The organism is Citrobacter sp. Awk 2 (genome assembly GCF_028069815.1).
Classification (GTDB): domain Bacteria; phylum Pseudomonadota; class Gammaproteobacteria; order Enterobacterales; family Enterobacteriaceae; genus Citrobacter.
On sequence record NZ_JANEWL010000099.1, the window covers coordinates 1 to 17,479 of the forward strand.

Sequence of the window (17,479 nt, forward strand, 5' to 3'; positions counted from 1 at the left end):
AATACCTTTAATTAACATTAAATTGATAAAAAAACCCAATGAGTGAGTCACAAATTTAAAATTAACAAATCATTTTTCACCCCCAATGATGTCGGCAAGGACAACTGGAGGGACAAGTGTATGGCTGGACTGGATAAACGTGTCGCCACGTATCAAGAGGCGCTGGCTGGGCTGACCGACAACATGACGCTGCTGGCAGGCGGTTTTGGTTTATGCGGCATTCCTGAAAACCTGATTGCCGAAGTACGCCGTCGGGAGGTTCAGGGACTGACTGTCGTCTCAAACAACTGCGGTGTGGATGGTTTTGGCCTCGGTGTGCTGCTGGAAACACGCCAGGTACGCAAAGTGGTGGCGTCCTATGTTGGCGAAAATGCGCTGTTTGAAAAGCAGGTATTGAGCGGTGAACTGGAAGCCATTCTGACCCCACAGGGCACGCTGGCTGAGCAGTTACGGGCCGGCGGCGCAGGGATCCCGGCGTTTTTCACCGCCACGGGATACGGTACCCCCGTCGCCGAAGGCAAAGAGGTACGTGAATTTGACGGCCGTCCTTACATCATGGAACAGGCGATTACGGGTGATTTTGCGCTGGTCAAAGGCTGGAAAGCCGACTGGTACGGCAACGTTATCTACCGCCACACTGCCCAGAACTTTAATCCGCTGATGGCCGCCGCCGGGCGCATTACCGTCGTGGAAGTTGAAGAAATTGTTCCTCCCGGTGAACTGGACCCTGCGGCGATTCATACCCCGGGAATTTTCGTAAACCGCATCATTCAGGGGCAGTTTGAAAAACGCATTGAACAACGCACTCTGCGCCAGAAAGGAGCCTGACCATGTTAACACGTGAACAAATGGCGATGCGTGTCGCCCGGGAACTGCGCGACGGTTATTACGTCAACCTCGGGATCGGTATTCCAACCTTAGTGGCCAACTATATCCCCGAGGGTATGGACGTGATGCTGCAGTCGGAGAACGGTCTGTTGGGGATGGGGCCGTTTCCGACCGAAGACGAACTGGATGCCGACATGATCAACGCCGGGAAACAGACCGTGACGGCACGTAAAGGCGCGGCAATTTTCGATTCAGCACAGTCTTTCGCCATGATCCGCGGTGGTCACGTTGACCTGACGGTGCTTGGCGCATTTGAGGTGGACACCAATGGCAACATTGCGTCGTGGATGATCCCCGGAAAGATGGTGAAAGGCATGGGCGGCGCAATGGACCTGGTGGCCGGGGCTGAAAATATCATTGTGGTCATGACGCATGCATCCAAAAACGGTGAGTCCAAGCTGCTCCCCGCCTGCACCCTGCCATTAACCGGCGTGGCCTGCATTAAACGCGTGCTTACCGACCTGGCGCTACTGGAGATCGCCAACGGCGCATTCATCCTGCGCGAACGTGCGCCGGGCATCAGCGTCGAGGAGATTGTTGCCAGGACCGCTGGAAAACTGATCGTTCCCGACACAGTGCCCGAAATGCAATTCAACTGAGGAGCTGACCATGCAGGATGTTGTTATTGTCGCGGCAACGCGCACACCCATTGGCAGTTTCCACGGGGCCCTGGCACCGCTCAGTGCCGTGGAACTGGGGGCGGTAGTGATCCGCTCTTTGTTGGAAAAAACCGCCGTCGCACCGGAGCACATTGACGAGGTGATCCTGGGACAGGTTCTGACGGCGGGCAGCGGCCAGAATCCGGCCAGACAGACAGCATTACAGGCTGGTTTGCCGGTGACGGTCCCTGCGCTAACCATCAACCTTGTATGTGGTTCAGGCCTGAAAGCGGTGCAACAGGCGGTGCAGGCTATCCGCTGTGGTGATGCGGACATCGTCATTGCCGGAGGCCAGGAAAGCATGAGCAATGCGCCCTATTTTCTCGACGGCGCACGTTCGGGCCTGCGTTTGGGGCATGCCAGTCTGAAAGACAGCGTGGTACACGACGGACTGTGGGATGCGTTTAACGACTACCACATGGGCATTACTGCTGAAAACCTGGCAGATAAGTTTGTTATCAGCCGCGAACAACAGGATGCCTTTGCACTGCAGTCTCAGCAGAAAGCTGCAGCGGCAATTGAAGCCGGTCGATTCAATGCAGAAATCACGCCGGTCAGCGTTCCACAAGGGAAAAAGCCACCACGTTTGGTTGAGCGTGATGAACAGCCACGCCCGGATACTCAGGCGGAGAAACTGGCACAACTGAAACCAGCTTTTCGCCCTGGCAATGGCACGGTCACCGCAGGGAATGCCTCATCAATCAACGACGGCGCGGCGGTGGTGATGCTGATGAGCGCCACCAAAGCCGCAACGCTCAACCTGCCGATACTCGCCCGCGTCGCAGGTTACGCCGTTTCCGGTGTCGACCCGTCTATCATGGGTATTGGCCCGGTAGAAGCCTCGCTCCAGTGTCTGAAACGTGCCGGATGGACACTCAATGACGTTGATCTGATCGAAGCTAACGAAGCATTTGCCGCACAGGCGCTGGCGGTGGGTGAAGCTCTGAACTGGGACAGCAACAGAGTTAACGTCAACGGCGGCGCGATTGCACTGGGTCATCCGATTGGCGCCTCTGGCTGCCGCATTCTGGTGACCCTGTTACATGAAATGGCACGCCGCAACGTCACCAAAGGACTGGCCACATTGTGCGTAGGGGGTGGTCAGGGTGTCGCACTGGCGGTTGAGCGTTCAACAGGAGAACAGCATGCAAAATAATCACTTTAGCGTCCTCGGCGCGGGTTTAATGGGCGTCGGCATTGCCACCCATTTTGCCCGTTTCGGCCATAATATCTGGCTATTTGATACCGATAGCGACCGGATTGCTGAAATTACCGCCGTTGCCGGGAGGATTCTCGATGAGCTGATCGCGACTGACCAGTTTCATGCAGAGGAAAAAACATCGGTTCTCGCGCGACTACACGGCACAACCTCGCTGGCGGATATCGCTGCATCGGGATTACTGATTGAAGCGATCCCGGAACGACTCGAGCTTAAGCACGCACTGTATGCACAACTGGAAGCATTAATTGCCCCAGATGCGGTGATTGCCAGTAATACTAGCGGCCTGCCGCCGGATGCGCTGGCAGAAAAACTCACCCACCCCGAACGGTTGCTGATCGCCCATTTCTGGCACCCACCGCACTTTATTCCGCTGGTTGAAATTGTGCCAGGTTCAGCAACGAAACCAGAATATCTCAGCGAGTTGCAACGTCTGTTGCTCTCTATGCAACTGGAAGCGGTGGTGCTCGATCGCGCCGCACCGGGTTTTGTCGGCAACCGCTTGCAATTCGCACTGCTGCGTGAAGCGCTGCATATCGTCAAAAGCGGGATCGCCAGCGCGGAAGTGGTGGATCAGGTGATGCGCGCCTCCCTCGGACGTCGCTATGCCATGGTCGGCCCGCTGGAAGCGGCAGATATGACCGGACTGTCCACCGTGCTGGACATTTGCCGCCATCTGCTCCCAACACTCGCCACCGGCAGCGACATGATGTCACTTGTTGCTGACAAGGTTGCCAACGGCGACACCGGCTTGCGCAGTGGCCAGGGCTTTTATTGCTGGGATGATTCGCGCAAGGAATACATTCAGCAACGCCGTGAACATCAACTGCGCTTTGCCCTGAAGCCATAACGTCTCTTTCTGTACCCCACTATAATAATAAGGAGTCATGATGAGTGTATTAATCGCCCTGGCAGCGCTGGGCTTGCTGATGCTGGCAGCCTATCGCGGATACAGCGTTATCCTGTTTGCCCCCATCGCGGCATTAGGTGCTGTTCTGCTTACGGAACCGAGCGCCGTCGGCCCCGCTTTCACCGGTCTGTTTATGGAAAAAATGGTCGGTTTTGTAAAGCTTTACTTCCCGGTGTTCTTGCTGGGAGCTGTGTTTGGCAAGTTAATCGAGTTATCCGGTTTTTCCCGTTCAATCGTTGCTGCTGCTATTAATATTCTCGGGCGACGCCATGCAATCCCGGTCATTGTGCTGGTATGTGCTCTCCTGACCTACGGCGGCGTGTCATTGTTCGTGGTCGCCTTTGCGGTGTATCCGTTCGCGGCTGAACTGTTCCGCCAAAGTAATATTCCCAAACGTCTGATCCCGGCAACCGTCGCGCTGGGGGCATTCTCCTTTACGATGGATGCCCTGCCGGGTACGCCGCAGATCCAGAACATCATTCCAACCAGCTTCTTTGGGACTAACGCCTGGGCCGCGCCGTGGCTGGGGCTGATAGGTTCGCTATTTATTATCTTTGTTGGTCTGGTGTATCTCGAACGCCAGCGCCGGAAAGCGCAGGCTAAAAATGAGGGCTATGGCACTGAACTGTTAAATGAACCGGAAACACCGGATAACATTAATCTGCCAAACCCGATTATTGCTATTTCTCCGCTGATCCTGGTGGGGGTGTTTAACCTGCTGTTTACCCGCTGGATCCCGCAGTGGTATGGCGCAACGCATCAATTGGAACTCCCGGGACTTGCCAAACCGATTACCACTGAAGTGGGGAAAATTACGGCTATTTGGGCCGTAGAAGCCGCATTGATATCGGGGATCCTGCTGGTGGTGCTATTCGGCTACCGCAATATCAAAGGTCGCCTGGCTGAAGGCAGCAGAACGGCGGTTGGCGGCGCCATCCTCGCGGCGATGAATACCGCATCAGAATACGGTTTTGGCGCGGTTATCGCCGCCCTGCCGGGATTTCTGGTGTTGTCAAAAGCACTGGCGGCCATTCCCGATCCGTTGCTCAATGAAGCGATCAGCATTACCACTCTGGCCGGGATCACCGGCTCGGCATCCGGCGGGATGAGTATTGCGCTTGCGGCAATGTCAGATACGTTTATTGCTGCCGCACATGCCGCCAATATTCCACTCGAAGTCTTCCATCGCGTCGCATCGATGGCGAGCGGCGGCATGGACACCCTGCCACATAACGGCGCGGTCATTACCCTGCTGGCGATTACTGGCCTCAGCCACCGTCAGGCGTACGGCGGGATTTTTGCCATCACCGTAATCAAAAGCCTGGCCGTGCTGTTTGTTATCGGCGTCTTCTACACCACAGGAATCGTTTAAGGAGAATCATCATGAACTTAACGGGTAAAACCGCTCTGGTTACCGGTTCGACCAGCGGTATCGGTTTAGGCATCGCTCAGGTACTGGCACAAGCAGGAGCCACCCTGATTCTTAACGGTTTCGGTGATGTGGAGGCCGCTAAAGACGCGGTTGCGCAGTACGGTAAAACGCCAGGTTTCCATGGTGCGGATCTGAGCGATGAAGCGCAAATTGCCGATATGATGCGTTACGCTGAAAGTGAGTTTGGTGGTGTGGATATTCTGGTTAACAACGCCGGGATCCAACATGTTTCACCAGTAGAAACGTTTCCGGTAGCCAAATGGAACGCGATTATCGCCATCAACCTGTCCTCCGTTTTTCACACTACGCGCCTGGCCCTGCCCGGAATGCGCAAGCGTAACTGGGGTCGCATTATTAATATCGCTTCGGTGCACGGGCTGGTTGCGTCAAAGGACAAATCGGCGTATGTCGCAGCCAAGCATGGCGTGGTGGGTTTAACCAAGACGATTGCGCTGGAAACCGCACAGACCGGTGTCACCTGTAATGCACTGTGCCCCGGCTGGGTGTTGACCCCGCTGGTCCAGCAGCAGATCGACAAACGTATTGCTGAGGGTACTGAGCCCACTGCGGCACGCGATGCCTTATTGGCAGAAAAGCAGCCGTCACGCGAATTTGTCACACCGACACAGTTGGGTGAGCTGGCGCTATTTCTGTGCTCAGACGGCGCGGCGCAGGTGCGCGGCGTTGCGTGGAATATGGATGGCGGCTGGGTAGCGCAATAACATCATCTGGTGCCGGATAAGACCGACTTACATCCAGCACTGTCGTAGGCCGGATAAGACGTAGTCGCATCCGGCACGCCACGATTAAGACTTCAGCTGATAATCCAGCGTAATTTCCGCTTTCAGAACCTGCGACACCGGGCATCCGGCTTTCGCTTTCTGAATAATCCCGTCAAACGTAGCGGCGTCTATACCCGGCACGCTCACCTGGCTGTGTAACGCCACTTTGGTGATCGCAAAACCGGCATCCACCTTATCCAGAGAAACATCGGCAGTCGTATCAATAGCATCGGGTGTAAAACCGGCTTCGCCCAACATCAACGACAGTGCCATCGAGAAGCAGGCAGCATGTGCTGCACCAATCAACTCTTCAGGGTTAGTACCTTTGACGCCTTCAAAACGCGTATTAAATCCATACGGTTGCTGGTTAAGTACGCCACTTTCGGTCGACACGGTACCTTTGCCCCGTTTAATGTCGCCTTCCCAGTGGGCCTGACCTTTCTTATGGATAGTCATTACCGCTCTCCTGTGTTGTCATTGGAGTAACAAGTATAGGCCTCATGGGAAAATGCATGACCCATAATGGAAAGTTCTGCATTTCCTGCTTAAGCATTGACCTTTCAGATAAAATGACCGACCATCCAGAGAGCCGTTAATGTACTCATCGGCTTTTTGTCAGGTTGTATTTCGTCCGTTCTTACGCGGGCTCGCCCTTGAAACCAGTAACAGGATTAAGGAGTTAGAATGAAATCGAACCGTCAGGCCCGTCATATTCTTGGACTGGACCACAAAATCTCCAATCAACGTAAAGTCGTGACCGAAGGCGACAAATCCAGCGTGGTCAACAATCCTACCGGAAGAAAGCGCCGCGCTGACAGCAAGTAGTTCCCCGCACGACATACTGATTAACGAGATAAACACCATTGCAACCGCAGTGGTGTTTTTGCTTATAAAACCCCTTAACCCATTCACAATGCTTTATACTTCGCCCGTTTCCCTGGCAGACAGGCTACATACGATCATAAAGAGTGCCAGGGACGGTTATTCAAAAAAGAGTGAGTGACATGGAAAACGAAACTAAAAAACTGCGTTCCCTTTACATCCCTTACGCTGGCCCGGTACTGCTTGAGTTTCCCCTACTGAACAAAGGGAGTGCCTTCAGCATCGAAGAACGCCGTAACTTCAACCTGCTGGGGTTACTGCCGGAAGTTGTCGAGTCGATTGAAGAACAGGCTGAACGTGCCTGGATCCAATATCAGGGATTCAAAACAGAAATCGATAAACATATCTACCTGCGCAACATCCAGGACACCAACGAAACCCTGTTCTATCGACTGGTACATAATCATCTTGATGAGATGATGCCGGTTATCTACACCCCAACGGTGGGTGCGGCCTGTGAGCGTTTCTCCGAGATCTACCGTCGTGCACGCGGTGTGTTTATCTCGTATCAGAACCGTCACAACATGGACGATATTCTGCAAAACGTCCCGAACCACAATATCAAAGTCATCGTTGTCACCGACGGTGAACGCATCCTTGGTCTTGGCGATCAGGGTATCGGCGGCATGGGTATTCCGATCGGCAAGCTGTCTCTGTACACCGCCTGCGGTGGAATTAGTCCGGCGTACACGCTGCCCGTGGTGCTGGATGTGGGGACCAACAACCAGCAATTGCTCAACGATCCTCTGTATATGGGTTGGCGTAACCCGCGCATTACTGATGATGAATACTACGAATTCGTCGATGAGTTCATCCAGGCTGTGAAGCATCGCTGGCCGGACGTACTGCTGCAATTCGAAGACTTCGCGCAGAAAAACGCGATGCCTCTGTTAAACCGCTATCGCGACGAAATTTGCTCGTTCAACGATGATATTCAGGGCACCGCGGCGGTCACTGTGGGCACGTTGATTGCAGCCAGCCGTGCGGCCGGCAGTCAGTTGAGCGAGCAGAACATTGTTTTCCTTGGGGCCGGTTCCGCAGGTTGCGGGATCGCCGAGCAGATCATCGCGCAAATCCAACGTGAAGGATTGAGCGAAGAAGCCGCGCGTCAACGCGTGTTTATGGTCGACCGCTTCGGCCTGTTAACCGATAAAATGCCAAACCTGCTCTCCTTCCAGACTAAGCTGGTGCAAAAACGCGAGAACCTGCAACATTGGGATACGCAGGAAGATGTGCTGTCACTGCTTGATGTTGTTCGCAACGTCAAGCCAGACATCCTGATCGGCGTTTCCGGCCAGACGGGCCTGTTTACCGAAGAAATCATCCGTGAGATGCACAAGCATTGTCCGCGTCCGATCGTCATGCCGCTGTCAAACCCGACCTCGCGCGTAGAAGCGACGCCACAGGATATTATCGCGTGGACCGAGGGTAACGCGCTGGTCGCGACCGGTAGCCCGTTCTCTCCGGTAGTGTGGAAAGATAAGATCTACCCCATTGCCCAGTGTAACAACGCCTATATCTTCCCGGGTATCGGCCTTGGCGTTATTGCCTCAGGCGCAAAACGCATCACCGATGAGATGCTGATGTCAGCCAGTGAAACCCTGGCGCAGTATTCACCGCTGGTACTCAACGGCGAAGGGCTGGTGTTACCGGAGCTGAAAGATATTCAGACCGTATCTCGCGCCATTGCCTTTGCCGTCGGTAAAATGGCGCAGCAGCAAGGTGTGGCGGTGAAAACGTCTGCCGAAGCGCTGCAACAGGCAATCGACGACAATTTCTGGCAGGCAGAATATCGCGACTACCGTCGTACTTCTATTTGACGGTTTGCCCGGTGGTGATCCTGCCGCCGGGCGCTCAACGCTTGCACAACGGTGTCAGTTGCGATTACACTTTCACCATCGATTAACATTCGGAAATATAAAAGGAGGATACTTATGCTGTACTGTGAACGTTTCATCGTTTCACATGCTTTTGGCGATCGCCAGTGCTCAAGCGTTATCGGTATCGTGCTGCGATAACTTCTGCTTGAGCGAAGCTAACTTCTAAATCCCCTTCTCTCGGGCTTACCGGGTTATCGTCAGCGATGTTTGACGAGGCGTTTTTACGCCTGTAACTCTTGAGTAAGCAACAATGAGCACATTACTAACCGCACAATCCTTACACGTTGATACGGCATTCGGCACCCTGTTCGACTCTCTCTCTTTTACCCTGAAAAAAGGCGACCGTATTGGGCTAATCGGCTACAACGGCTGCGGAAAAAGCACGCTGTTAAAACTGCTTGATGGCACAATCGCCCCCACCAGTGGAACCATTGCGCAAGCGAATCACTGCCACCTCGCCCGCGTGGAGCAGCACTTGCCGGACGATATACTGCCACTTACGTTGCAGGAGGCTGTACTTGCTCAGCTTCCCGAACATGAGCGCGCCAGCCAGCAGTGGCGCGTTGAAGCGTTGCTCGCCGAAATGGGCTTTACGCCGGAAAATTTGCATCTCACTGCGCAAACGCTGAGCGGTGGACAGCATACTCGCCTGCTGCTGGCGCGTGCGCTAATGCGAAACCCTGACCTGATGCTACTGGACGAACCTGGCAACCACCTGGATTTGCCGACATTGCTGTGGCTGGAGCAGTTCTTACAGAACTGGTCTGGCAGCTTCGTCGTGGTGTCCCATGATCCACAACTGCTTGATGCCGTCACGCAGGGAACATGGATCCTGCGCGATCGCACACTGCACGCTTTTGATCTTCCCTGCAGCGCCGCCCGTCAGGCGCTGGTTGAGAGAGATGCCAGCGATGCACTGCGCTATAAGGCGGAACAAAAGGAAATTGACCGCGTTACCGCCAGTGCCAAACGACTGGCAACCTGGGGGCGTGTCTACGACAACGAAGATTTGTCCCGCAAAGCGAAGCAGATGGAAAAGCAGGTGCAGCGCCTGAAGGATGTTCAGACGGAAGTGACCGCAGGAAGTCAGTGGACACTAACATTACAGGGTGATGCCCTGCGTGCCGATCGCCTGCTGGAAATGACAAACCTGGCTGTCGCGCCAGCGCCTGACGCCGCGACGTTATTTTCCATCGCCGGTATCAGGATAAAAAGTGGTGACCGGGTGGCAATTGTTGGGCGTAACGGCTGTGGGAAATCATCGCTGCTACGGCTTATCTGGCAGCAGTTTCAGTCGGAAATAACATCGCATTCACTGGTGTTGCACCCTCGCGTCACACTGGGGTATTACGATCAGACGTTACACCAGCTCGCAGATGACGACACGTTGTTTGATGCGCTCGAACCGTTTGCTCCGCAGCCTGATGTTCGCAAGATGGCGCTGATCAGTGCGGGGTTCCCGTGGGTTCGCCATCAGCAGCGGGTCAATACCTTAAGCGGTGGAGAACGCTCGAGGCTACTGTTTGTCGGGCTTACGCTGGCGCGTTATAGCCTGCTAATGCTCGATGAACCGACCAACCATCTGGACATGGAAGGTAAAGAAGCGCTAGCGCAGACGCTACAAAGTTTCAGCGGCGGCGTGCTGCTGGTCAGCCATGACCGTCAGCTTATCAGCCAAAGCTGTAATCGGTTCTGGTTTATCGATAATGGCGAACTTAGCGAATGGCACGATCTGGACGCGATTAACGATCGTATTCGGGAAACGTCTGAGGAGATGAGCGTTCCCAAAACGGTGGTCGAAGCGAGAGCCGAAATACGCGGTGACAGCGATAGATTGCTGGAACAACTCCTTGAGCTGGAGCAGCGTTTGGCCGACGATCTCGCCCGCAAGCCGAAACATCAAAAGCCGCTGTTGCAGGCGCAATGGCGTAAGGAGATAGAGGAGATAACGGCGAAGCTCTGATAACAACGCCCGGTGGCGCGACGCCTACCGGGCCTACAAAAATGTAGGCCCGATAAGCACTAGCGCCATCCGGCAATGCGTTACTGCTGCGGTTTTTTCTCTTTCCAGGCATCCCATGCCTGCTTGATCTCTTGTTTCGCGGTGGCCGCATCGTTAAAGCCATTTAACTCTACTTTCTTACGTCCTTCCGGCAACGCTTTGTATACGCGGAAAAATGACTCCAGTCGTTGCACTTCGATCTTTGGCAAATCGCTCAACTCTTTGATGTCGTCATAGGTGGGGTCAATTTTGCTGGCCGGCACGGCGACAATTTTATCGTCCTTTTCCCCGCCATCGATCATCTTCAGCACGCCAATCGCGCGCAACTTGATCAGCGTTCCCGGGGCCAGCGGTGCCCGGGTATAAAAAATCACATCCAGCGGGTCACCGTCACCTGCCAGGGACTGGGTCAATGAGCCGTAGTTTGCCGGATAGGCAACCGGCATAGACTGGAAGCGATCGGCGACGATAAAGCCGGTTTTCGCATCGGTTTCATATTTGATGATTCCGCCAGCCGGGATTTCGGTCACGGCATAAAACTCTTCCGGGTTATTCTCCGGCTGCGGAAATTCGAGGATATTCTGCGCCTGAGCGGACGCACAGAGAAATACGCTGACTGCGAGTAATTTTTTCACCAGATGCATTGTCTTTTAACTCTTCTCTTATTGGAAAGACAACACCTTACGTTTACCAGATGACAGAAACATGACGTTTTTTTGGCAAAAAAAATGGCGCTACATCCGCAGCGCCATTGTTGTCAGAAAGCGTCAGGTTTACTTAACCCCTTCTTCACTCTCTTTCTTCGCTTCCAGCTTTTCAACATCGCGATACCAGCGTGGGTGATGTTTCTTCGCCCAGCGACGGCTCACTTTCCCTTCAACCATGCCTTTAATTGATCCTTTCACCCAAAATGCCATATACATATGGATGAGGATAGCGTGCATCAGAATTATGCCCGCCGCAGCGTGGATTAGCAGGCTGTAACGCACTACCTGCATCGGGAAATACTGCGCAAAGTATGGACGCCAGATAATAACGCCCGTGACCAGCAGCACAAAAATCATGCTCATGATCGACCAGAACATCATTTTCTGTCCGGCGTTGTATTTGCCCACATCTGCCACTTTGTGTTCATTGCCCTTCAGCACTTCCACAATGTTTTTCAGCCACGGGATGTCTTTCTTATCCGGGATGTTGTGGTGAACAAAGCGCACAAACATGAACATCAGCGCAACGAAGATCAGCAAACCAAAGAAGGGGTGCAGAATACGCCCCATCTGCGGCGTACCGAAGGTTTGCGTCAGCCATTGTAGGGTCGGGAAGAAAAACGAAATCCCCGACAGCGCCACCAGGAAAAAGCAGATCACCACCGTCCAGTGACAGGCGCGATCGATAAATTTCGTGCGCACAATCATTTTCGACTTACTCATGATGATCCTCCTCGTCGTCGTCCACTTCCTTATTCGGGCCGATGCCAATGTAGTGGTAAATCAGTCCGGCGAAGGTGGCGATAAATCCGGCGGCTGCCAACGGTTTCAGTGCCCCTTTCCACAGGTTGATAGAGGTATCGATCTGTGGATCTTTCGGCAAACCGTGGTACAGCTCCGGCTGGTTGGCATGATGCAGAACGTACATGACGTGCGTACCACCCACTCCCTCCGGGTTGTAGAGTCCGGCATGTTCGAAACCGCGTGCTTTTAGTTTTGCCACACGCTGTTCACCCATTTCCAGCATCTCTTGCTTAGTGCCGAAATGTATCGCCCCGGTCGGACAGGTCTTCACGCAGGCAGGTTCTTGCCCAACGCTGACGCGATCCACACACAGCGTACATTTATACACGCGGTTATCCTCTTTATTGAGGCGCGGAATATTAAATGGACACCCGGCAATACAGTACCCGCAACCAATGCAATGCTCTGACTGGAAATCAACAATCCCGTTCGCGTACTGGATGATTGCCCCGGCAGACGGGCATGCCTTCAGGCAGCCCGGATCTTCACAGTGCATACAGCCGTCTTTACGGATCAGCCATTCCAGCTTGCCGTTCTGTTCGGTTTCGGTAAACCGCATGACCGTCCAGGACTTGGCGCTGAGATCGGCGGGGTTGTCATACACCCCGACGCAATGCCCCACTTCATCACGGATATCGTTCCACTCTGAGCAAGCCACCTGACAGGCTTTACAGCCTATACAGGTGGAAACGTCGATCAGTTTCGCGACTTCGGCTTTGTAATCACGAGCCTGCGGTGGCGGCGTGATGGAGTTTGTTGCGGACCTTTTGATGATGTCCTGCGTTTCCATAGACATATATTCGCCCCCTTACGCCTTCTCGATGTTAACTAAAAACGCTTTGTATTCCGGCGTTTGCGAGTTTGCATCACCGACGTTCGGCGTCAGGGTGTTGGCGATAAAGCCTTTACGCGCGACTCCTTCAAAGCCCCAGTGGATCGGGATCCCTACGGTTTCGACCTTCTGGCCGTTGACGTTCAGGGTTTGCAGACGGCGGGTGACCACCGCAACTGCACGAATAAATCCACGTTTGCTGCTGACTTTCACGTAGTCGCCGTTGCCGATACCTTTTGCTGATGCCAACGTTTCGCTGATTTCCACAAACTGCTCTGGCTGGGCAATCGCATTCAACAATGCGTGTTTGGTCCAGGTGTGGAAATGTTCGGTCAGACGATAGGTGGTTCCGACGTATGGGAAGTCCTGCTTCGTCCCCATGCGCAATGCATCCGCCTCGTACAGACGCGCTGCCGGGTTGGAGATCACGTTCGGGTGCAGCGGGTTAGTACCCAGCGGCGTTTCCATCGGCTCGTAATGTTCCGGGAACGGCCCTTCCGCCAGCTTATCGATGGCAAACAGACGCCCCAGCCCTTCCGGCTGCATGATAAACGGATTGGTGCCACTGCCCGGCGCAGCGTTGTTGAAGTCAGGGATATCGTTACCGGTCCACTTAGTACCGTTCCACTGGATCAACATTCGTTTCGGATCCCACGGTTTACCCTGTGGATCTGCCGAAGCGCGGTTGTACAGTACACGGCGGTTTAGTGGCCATGCCCATGCCCAACCCAGCGTATTACCAAGACCTGATGGGTCGGCATTATCGCGGTTGGCCATCTGGTTGCCCTGCTCGGTCCAGCTACCGGTATAAATCCAGCAGGAGGATGACGTTGTACCGTCATCACGCAGGAGCGCAAAGCTGTTGAGCAACTGACCTTTTTTCGCCACCAGTACGCCATTGGCATCATAGAGATCTTCCAGCGCATAGCCGTTGTTCTCTTTGGCCACTTCCTCGGAATGCGGTTCGTCCGGTAGCTTATAGTTCCAGCTCATTTTCAGCACAGGCTCTACAGCTTTACCGCCTTCGGTGCGATACATTTCGCGCAGACGATGGTAAATACCGGCCAGAATTTCGCCGTCATTACGTGCTTCACCCGGTGCATCCTGACCTTTCCAGTGCCACTGCAGCCAACGGCCAGAGTTAGCAATCGAGCCGTCTTCTTCTGCAAAACAGGTGGATGGCAGACGGAAAACTTCAGTCTGAATCGACGCCGGATCGACATCGTTGGATTCGCCGTGGTTTTGCCAGAATGTGGACGTTTCTGTGACCAGCGGATCAATAACCACCAGATACTTCAGTTTGCTAAGGCTCTGCACCACTTTGTTTTTGTCCGGGAAGGACGCAACCGGGTTAAAGCCCTGACAGATGTAGCCGGTGACTTTCCCGCTATCCATCATGTTGAAATATTTGATGACGTCGTAGGACTGATCCCACTTCGGCAGCCATTCAAAGCCCCAGTCGTTTTCTTTCTGCGCCGCATCGCCGTAGAAAGATTTCATCAAACTGACGAAGAACTTCGGATAGTTGCCCCAGTAGTTAACCTGGGAGGCCAGCGTCGCTTTTGGTGTATTGGCGGCCAGATAGGTTTGCAGATCAGTCTGCTTTTCTGACGGCAGCGTCAGATACCCGGGCAGGCTGGTCGATAACAGACCCAGGTCAGTTAAGCCCTGAATGTTGGAGTGACCGCGTAATGCGTTTACGCCACCACCGGCCATTCCCATGTTACCGAGCAGCAGCTGGATCATCGCCATGGTGCGGATGTTCTGCGCACCAACGGTATGCTGCGTCCAGCCCAGCGCGTACAGGAAGGTCGTGGTACGATCGGCCGCACTGGTGGAGGCCAGAACTTCACACACTTTCAGGAAGTCGGCTTTCGGCGTACCGCAGATGTTTTCCACCACATCCGGCGTGTAACGGGAAACGTGCTGTTTGAGCAGGTTCCAGACGCAGCGTGGATGACTTAAGGTTTCATCGCGTTTTGCGTAGCCATTTTCATCGAACTGGTAGTTCCAGGACGACTTATCGTATTGACGTTTTTTAGCGTCGTAACCGCTGAACAGACCGTCTTCAAAAGCAAAATCATCCCGCACCAGCAGACTGGCGTTGGTGTAGTGCTTAACGTATTCAGCATTGATTTTGTTATTTTCAATCAGATACAGCAATACGCCGGACAGGAACGTAATGTCCGTGCCGGAGCGAATCGGCGCATAGATATCCGCAACCGACGCTGTACGTGTAAAACGGGGATCGACAACAATCAGCGTAGCATCATTGTTGTTTTTAGCTTCCATCGCCCAGCGGAATCCCACCGGATGTGCTTCAGCGGCGTTACCGCCCATTACCATCACGACGTTAGCGTTTTTGATATCAACCCAGTGGTTGGTCATCGCACCGCGACCAAATGTTGGAGCAAGACTTGCTACCGTTGGTCCGTGTCAGACGCGTGCCTGGTTGTCTACTGCCAGCATGCCGAGTGAGCGCACGAATTTTTGCGTCAGCATGCCGGTTTCATTACTCGCCGCAGATGCACACAGCATCCCGGTTGAAAGCCAGCGGTTTACCGTAACGCCCTGCTCATTCTTCTCAATAAAGTTGGCATCACGGTCTGCTTTCATCAGTTTTGCAATGCGGGAGAACGCTTCATCCCAGCTGATGCGTTGCCATTTATCGGAACCAGGAGCGCGATATTCCGGGTAGCGTAAACGGCTTTCGCTGTGCACGTAATCCAGTAATCCTGCGCCCTTAGGACAAAGTGCCCCACGGCTCACCGGATGATCGGGATCCCCCTCGATATGATAAATCGACTCTTTGGCGTTTTTTGCTCCATCACCAAGGCTATACATTAATAGCCCGCAACCTACGGAACAGTATGTGCAGGTGTTTCGGATCTCTTTTGCGCGTAACAGTTTGTAGTTTCGCGCCTGAGCCAGTGCCATTTTGGGTGCAAAACCCAGTGCTGCCACTGTTGTTCCCGCCATACCGCCCGCGCAGATTTTAAAGAATTGTCTGCGGCTGACGTCCATTGCTTTCCTCTTTTTTACAGGGGTTCGTACAAGACATCTTTCACCTTGCGCCAGCGCGGCAGTCTGAAAGATGACATGTACAACTTCGCGTCGAAACTAACAGCTATATCCATATTTTTTTTGCGTCAAATCAATAACGAAACGGTTCCGCTACTAAATAGTGCAGTTTGTGTAACCTTTGTACCCACAAGGAGTTAGCTAAAAGCTAATTAGTTAGCCCGTACTGACGTAAAAGTGCTATAAATTTCAGCTTCATTTTTGCCAGGACGACGGACAGACAAACAGCATGACAAAACAAAAAGCAACGTTAATCGGACTCATCGCCATCGTGCTGTGGAGCACGATGGTGGGGTTGATGCGTGGAGTGAGTGAAGGACTGGGGCCGGCGGGCGGCGCAGCGATGATTTTCTCATTAAGCGGTATTCTGCTGATATTTACCGTCGGATTTCCGAATATCAAAAAAATTCCGCCTCGCTATTTAATCGCGGGTAGCGTGCTTTTTGTCAGCTATGAAATGTGCCTGGCTCTGGCATTAGGTTATGCCGCTACCCGACACCAGGCAATAGAAGTAGGAATGGTCAATTATCTCTGGCCAAGTCTGACGATTTTGTTTGCTATATTATTTAATGGTCAAAAAACAAACTGGATGATAATTCCAGGATTAATTCTCGCATTGACCGGAGTCTGCTGGGTTTTAGGTGGCGAGAACGGTCTAAACCCAGGTGAAATTATCAGCAACATTGCCAGTAGTCCGCTGAGTTATTTTCTCGCATTTTTTGGTGCTTTTATCTGGGCAACATATTGCACAGTCACTAATAAATTTGCGAAAGGGTTTAATGGCATTACCGTTTTTGTTTTACTGACCGCGACAAGTTTGTGGGTCTACTATTTTATGACGCCCCAACCAGAAATGGTTTTTAGCACACCGGTGACCATTAAGATGTTCACGGCTGCATTAACGCTAGGATTTGCCTACGCAGCATGGAATATCGGAATTTTACACGGTAATGTCACTGTCATGGCGGTAGGGTCTTATTTCACCCCTGTGCTTTCTTCTGCACTGGCTGCCGTATTGCTCAGCGCCCCGCTGTCGTTCTCGTTCTGGCAAGGCGCACTGATGGTCTGTGCTGGCTCACTACTTTGCTGGCTGGCAACACGTCGGGCATAGAAATCAGGCCGGGTTTCTGGCATAGAGATAGAACCCGGCTACACTCTGGTCAGTTAACGGATAATAATTGTACATTTCGCTTGTGTTTTATGTTTTTATTTGTTTAATTAAATGTTAAATGACTGGTAGTTAATAAACACCCGAAAATATTATATGTTCACCTATAACCCTCCGGTTGTATATATTTTACATAGGTTACTAACGATTAGTAAACCATAATCAGCACAATAGTCCCCGTCGAAAATATATCCCAACAAAAGGTCACATATTAAGATTAATATAATCAGCTG

Annotated in this window: 15 protein-coding genes; 10 read left to right on the top strand and 5 right to left on the bottom strand. The window is 53.0% G+C overall.

Annotated features, from left to right (window positions below; genetic code table 11):
* The first annotated feature begins 120 nt into the window (after positions 1-120).
* The 6 genes from NNO02_RS19335 to NNO02_RS19360 are packed head-to-tail and all read left to right on the top strand — an operon-like array spanning position 121 to position 5,830.
* Entirely contained in the window at positions 121-828 is a 708-nt protein-coding gene (locus NNO02_RS19335; RefSeq protein WP_048211658.1) for a CoA transferase subunit A, read from the top strand.
* 2 nt (positions 829-830) lie between these two features.
* Positions 831-1,487, top strand: coding sequence for a CoA transferase subunit B (locus NNO02_RS19340; RefSeq protein ID WP_137383055.1), 657 nt, complete (start codon positions 831-833; stop codon positions 1,485-1,487).
* Between the two features lie 10 nt (positions 1,488-1,497).
* A complete protein-coding gene (locus NNO02_RS19345) occupies positions 1,498-2,703 on the top strand; it encodes an acetyl-CoA C-acetyltransferase (RefSeq protein WP_271455516.1) in 1,206 nt (401 codons plus the stop codon).
* Entirely contained in the window at positions 2,693-3,616 is a 924-nt protein-coding gene (locus NNO02_RS19350) for a 3-hydroxyacyl-CoA dehydrogenase family protein (protein WP_271455517.1), read from the top strand. The genes NNO02_RS19345 and NNO02_RS19350 overlap by 11 nt, the downstream gene beginning before the upstream one ends.
* Before the next feature lie 37 nt (positions 3,617-3,653).
* The gene (locus NNO02_RS19355) at positions 3,654-5,048 is read left to right on the top strand and encodes a GntP family permease (RefSeq protein ID WP_199951110.1); all 1,395 of its coding nucleotides are present in this window, start codon (positions 3,654-3,656) and stop codon (positions 5,046-5,048) included.
* Between the two features lie 11 nt (positions 5,049-5,059).
* Entirely contained in the window at positions 5,060-5,830 is a 771-nt protein-coding gene (locus NNO02_RS19360) for a 3-hydroxybutyrate dehydrogenase (protein WP_271455518.1), read from the top strand.
* An 84-nt stretch (positions 5,831-5,914) separates the two neighbouring features.
* Here the strand turns inward: NNO02_RS19360 and osmC are convergent, their stop codons facing one another.
* Positions 5,915-6,346, bottom strand: coding sequence for a peroxiredoxin OsmC (gene osmC / locus NNO02_RS19365; protein WP_048211652.1), 432 nt, complete (start codon positions 6,344-6,346; stop codon positions 5,915-5,917).
* Between the two features lie 228 nt (positions 6,347-6,574).
* Between osmC and sra the strand changes: the two genes are divergently transcribed.
* The 3 genes from sra to NNO02_RS19380 all read left to right on the top strand — a co-directional run bounded on the left by sra (position 6,575) and on the right by NNO02_RS19380 (position 10,615).
* Positions 6,575-6,715 (top strand): stationary-phase-induced ribosome-associated protein, encoded by a 141-nt coding sequence (sra, locus tag NNO02_RS19370; protein ID WP_005126806.1) that lies wholly within the window; start codon positions 6,575-6,577, stop codon positions 6,713-6,715.
* A 179-nt stretch (positions 6,716-6,894) separates the two neighbouring features.
* Complete coding sequence (gene maeA, locus NNO02_RS19375) at positions 6,895-8,592, top strand: malate dehydrogenase (RefSeq protein WP_271442375.1); 1,698 nt, start codon at positions 6,895-6,897, stop codon at positions 8,590-8,592.
* Positions 8,593-8,902: 310 nt separating this feature from the next.
* Positions 8,903-10,615 (top strand): ABC-F family ATP-binding cassette domain-containing protein, encoded by a 1,713-nt coding sequence (locus tag NNO02_RS19380; RefSeq protein ID WP_271455519.1) that lies wholly within the window; start codon positions 8,903-8,905, stop codon positions 10,613-10,615.
* An 80-nt stretch (positions 10,616-10,695) separates the two neighbouring features.
* Here the strand turns inward: NNO02_RS19380 and NNO02_RS19385 are convergent, their stop codons facing one another.
* The 4 genes from NNO02_RS19385 to fdnG form a co-directional block, all read right to left on the bottom strand.
* Positions 10,696-11,298 (bottom strand): inorganic diphosphatase, encoded by a 603-nt coding sequence (locus NNO02_RS19385; protein WP_271442373.1) that lies wholly within the window; start codon positions 11,296-11,298, stop codon positions 10,696-10,698.
* Positions 11,299-11,427: 129 nt separating this feature from the next.
* Positions 11,428-12,084, bottom strand: coding sequence for a formate dehydrogenase-N subunit gamma (gene fdnI / locus NNO02_RS19390; protein WP_048211647.1), 657 nt, complete (start codon positions 12,082-12,084; stop codon positions 11,428-11,430).
* A complete protein-coding gene (fdnH, locus tag NNO02_RS19395) occupies positions 12,077-12,961 on the bottom strand; it encodes a formate dehydrogenase N subunit beta (protein ID WP_003833024.1) in 885 nt (294 codons plus the stop codon). The genes fdnI and fdnH overlap by 8 nt, the downstream gene beginning before the upstream one ends.
* Before the next feature lie 12 nt (positions 12,962-12,973).
* Positions 12,974-16,021 (bottom strand): formate dehydrogenase-N subunit alpha, encoded by a 3,048-nt coding sequence (gene fdnG, locus NNO02_RS19400; protein ID WP_271442370.1) that lies wholly within the window; start codon positions 16,019-16,021, stop codon positions 12,974-12,976.
* A 286-nt stretch (positions 16,022-16,307) separates the two neighbouring features.
* Between fdnG and yddG the strand changes: the two genes are divergently transcribed.
* Positions 16,308-17,189, top strand: a complete 882-nt coding sequence (gene yddG, locus NNO02_RS19405) for an aromatic amino acid efflux DMT transporter YddG (protein WP_271455520.1) — start codon at positions 16,308-16,310, stop codon at positions 17,187-17,189.
* Positions 17,190-17,479: the final 290 nt, after the last annotated feature.

Coding starts and splice junctions, on each gene's coding strand:
- fdnH (WP_003833024.1), bottom strand. CDS start 12,961: ATGTCTATGGAAACGCAGGACATCATCAAAAGGTCCGCAACAAACTCC.
- NNO02_RS19355 (WP_199951110.1), top strand. CDS start 3,654: ATGATGAGTGTATTAATCGCCCTGGCAGCGCTGGGCTTGCTGATGCTG.
- maeA (WP_271442375.1), top strand. CDS start 6,895: ATGGAAAACGAAACTAAAAAACTGCGTTCCCTTTACATCCCTTACGCT.
- yddG (WP_271455520.1), top strand. CDS start 16,308: ATGACAAAACAAAAAGCAACGTTAATCGGACTCATCGCCATCGTGCTG.
- NNO02_RS19345 (WP_271455516.1), top strand. CDS start 1,498: ATGCAGGATGTTGTTATTGTCGCGGCAACGCGCACACCCATTGGCAGT.
- NNO02_RS19380 (WP_271455519.1), top strand. CDS start 8,903: ATGAGCACATTACTAACCGCACAATCCTTACACGTTGATACGGCATTC.
- NNO02_RS19335 (WP_048211658.1), top strand. CDS start 121: ATGGCTGGACTGGATAAACGTGTCGCCACGTATCAAGAGGCGCTGGCT.
- fdnI (WP_048211647.1), bottom strand. CDS start 12,084: ATGAGTAAGTCGAAAATGATTGTGCGCACGAAATTTATCGATCGCGCC.
- NNO02_RS19350 (WP_271455517.1), top strand. CDS start 2,693: ATGCAAAATAATCACTTTAGCGTCCTCGGCGCGGGTTTAATGGGCGTC.
- NNO02_RS19385 (WP_271442373.1), bottom strand. CDS start 11,298: ATGCATCTGGTGAAAAAATTACTCGCAGTCAGCGTATTTCTCTGTGCG.
- osmC (WP_048211652.1), bottom strand. CDS start 6,346: ATGACTATCCATAAGAAAGGTCAGGCCCACTGGGAAGGCGACATTAAA.
- sra (WP_005126806.1), top strand. CDS start 6,575: ATGAAATCGAACCGTCAGGCCCGTCATATTCTTGGACTGGACCACAAA.
- NNO02_RS19360 (WP_271455518.1), top strand. CDS start 5,060: ATGAACTTAACGGGTAAAACCGCTCTGGTTACCGGTTCGACCAGCGGT.
- NNO02_RS19340 (WP_137383055.1), top strand. CDS start 831: ATGTTAACACGTGAACAAATGGCGATGCGTGTCGCCCGGGAACTGCGC.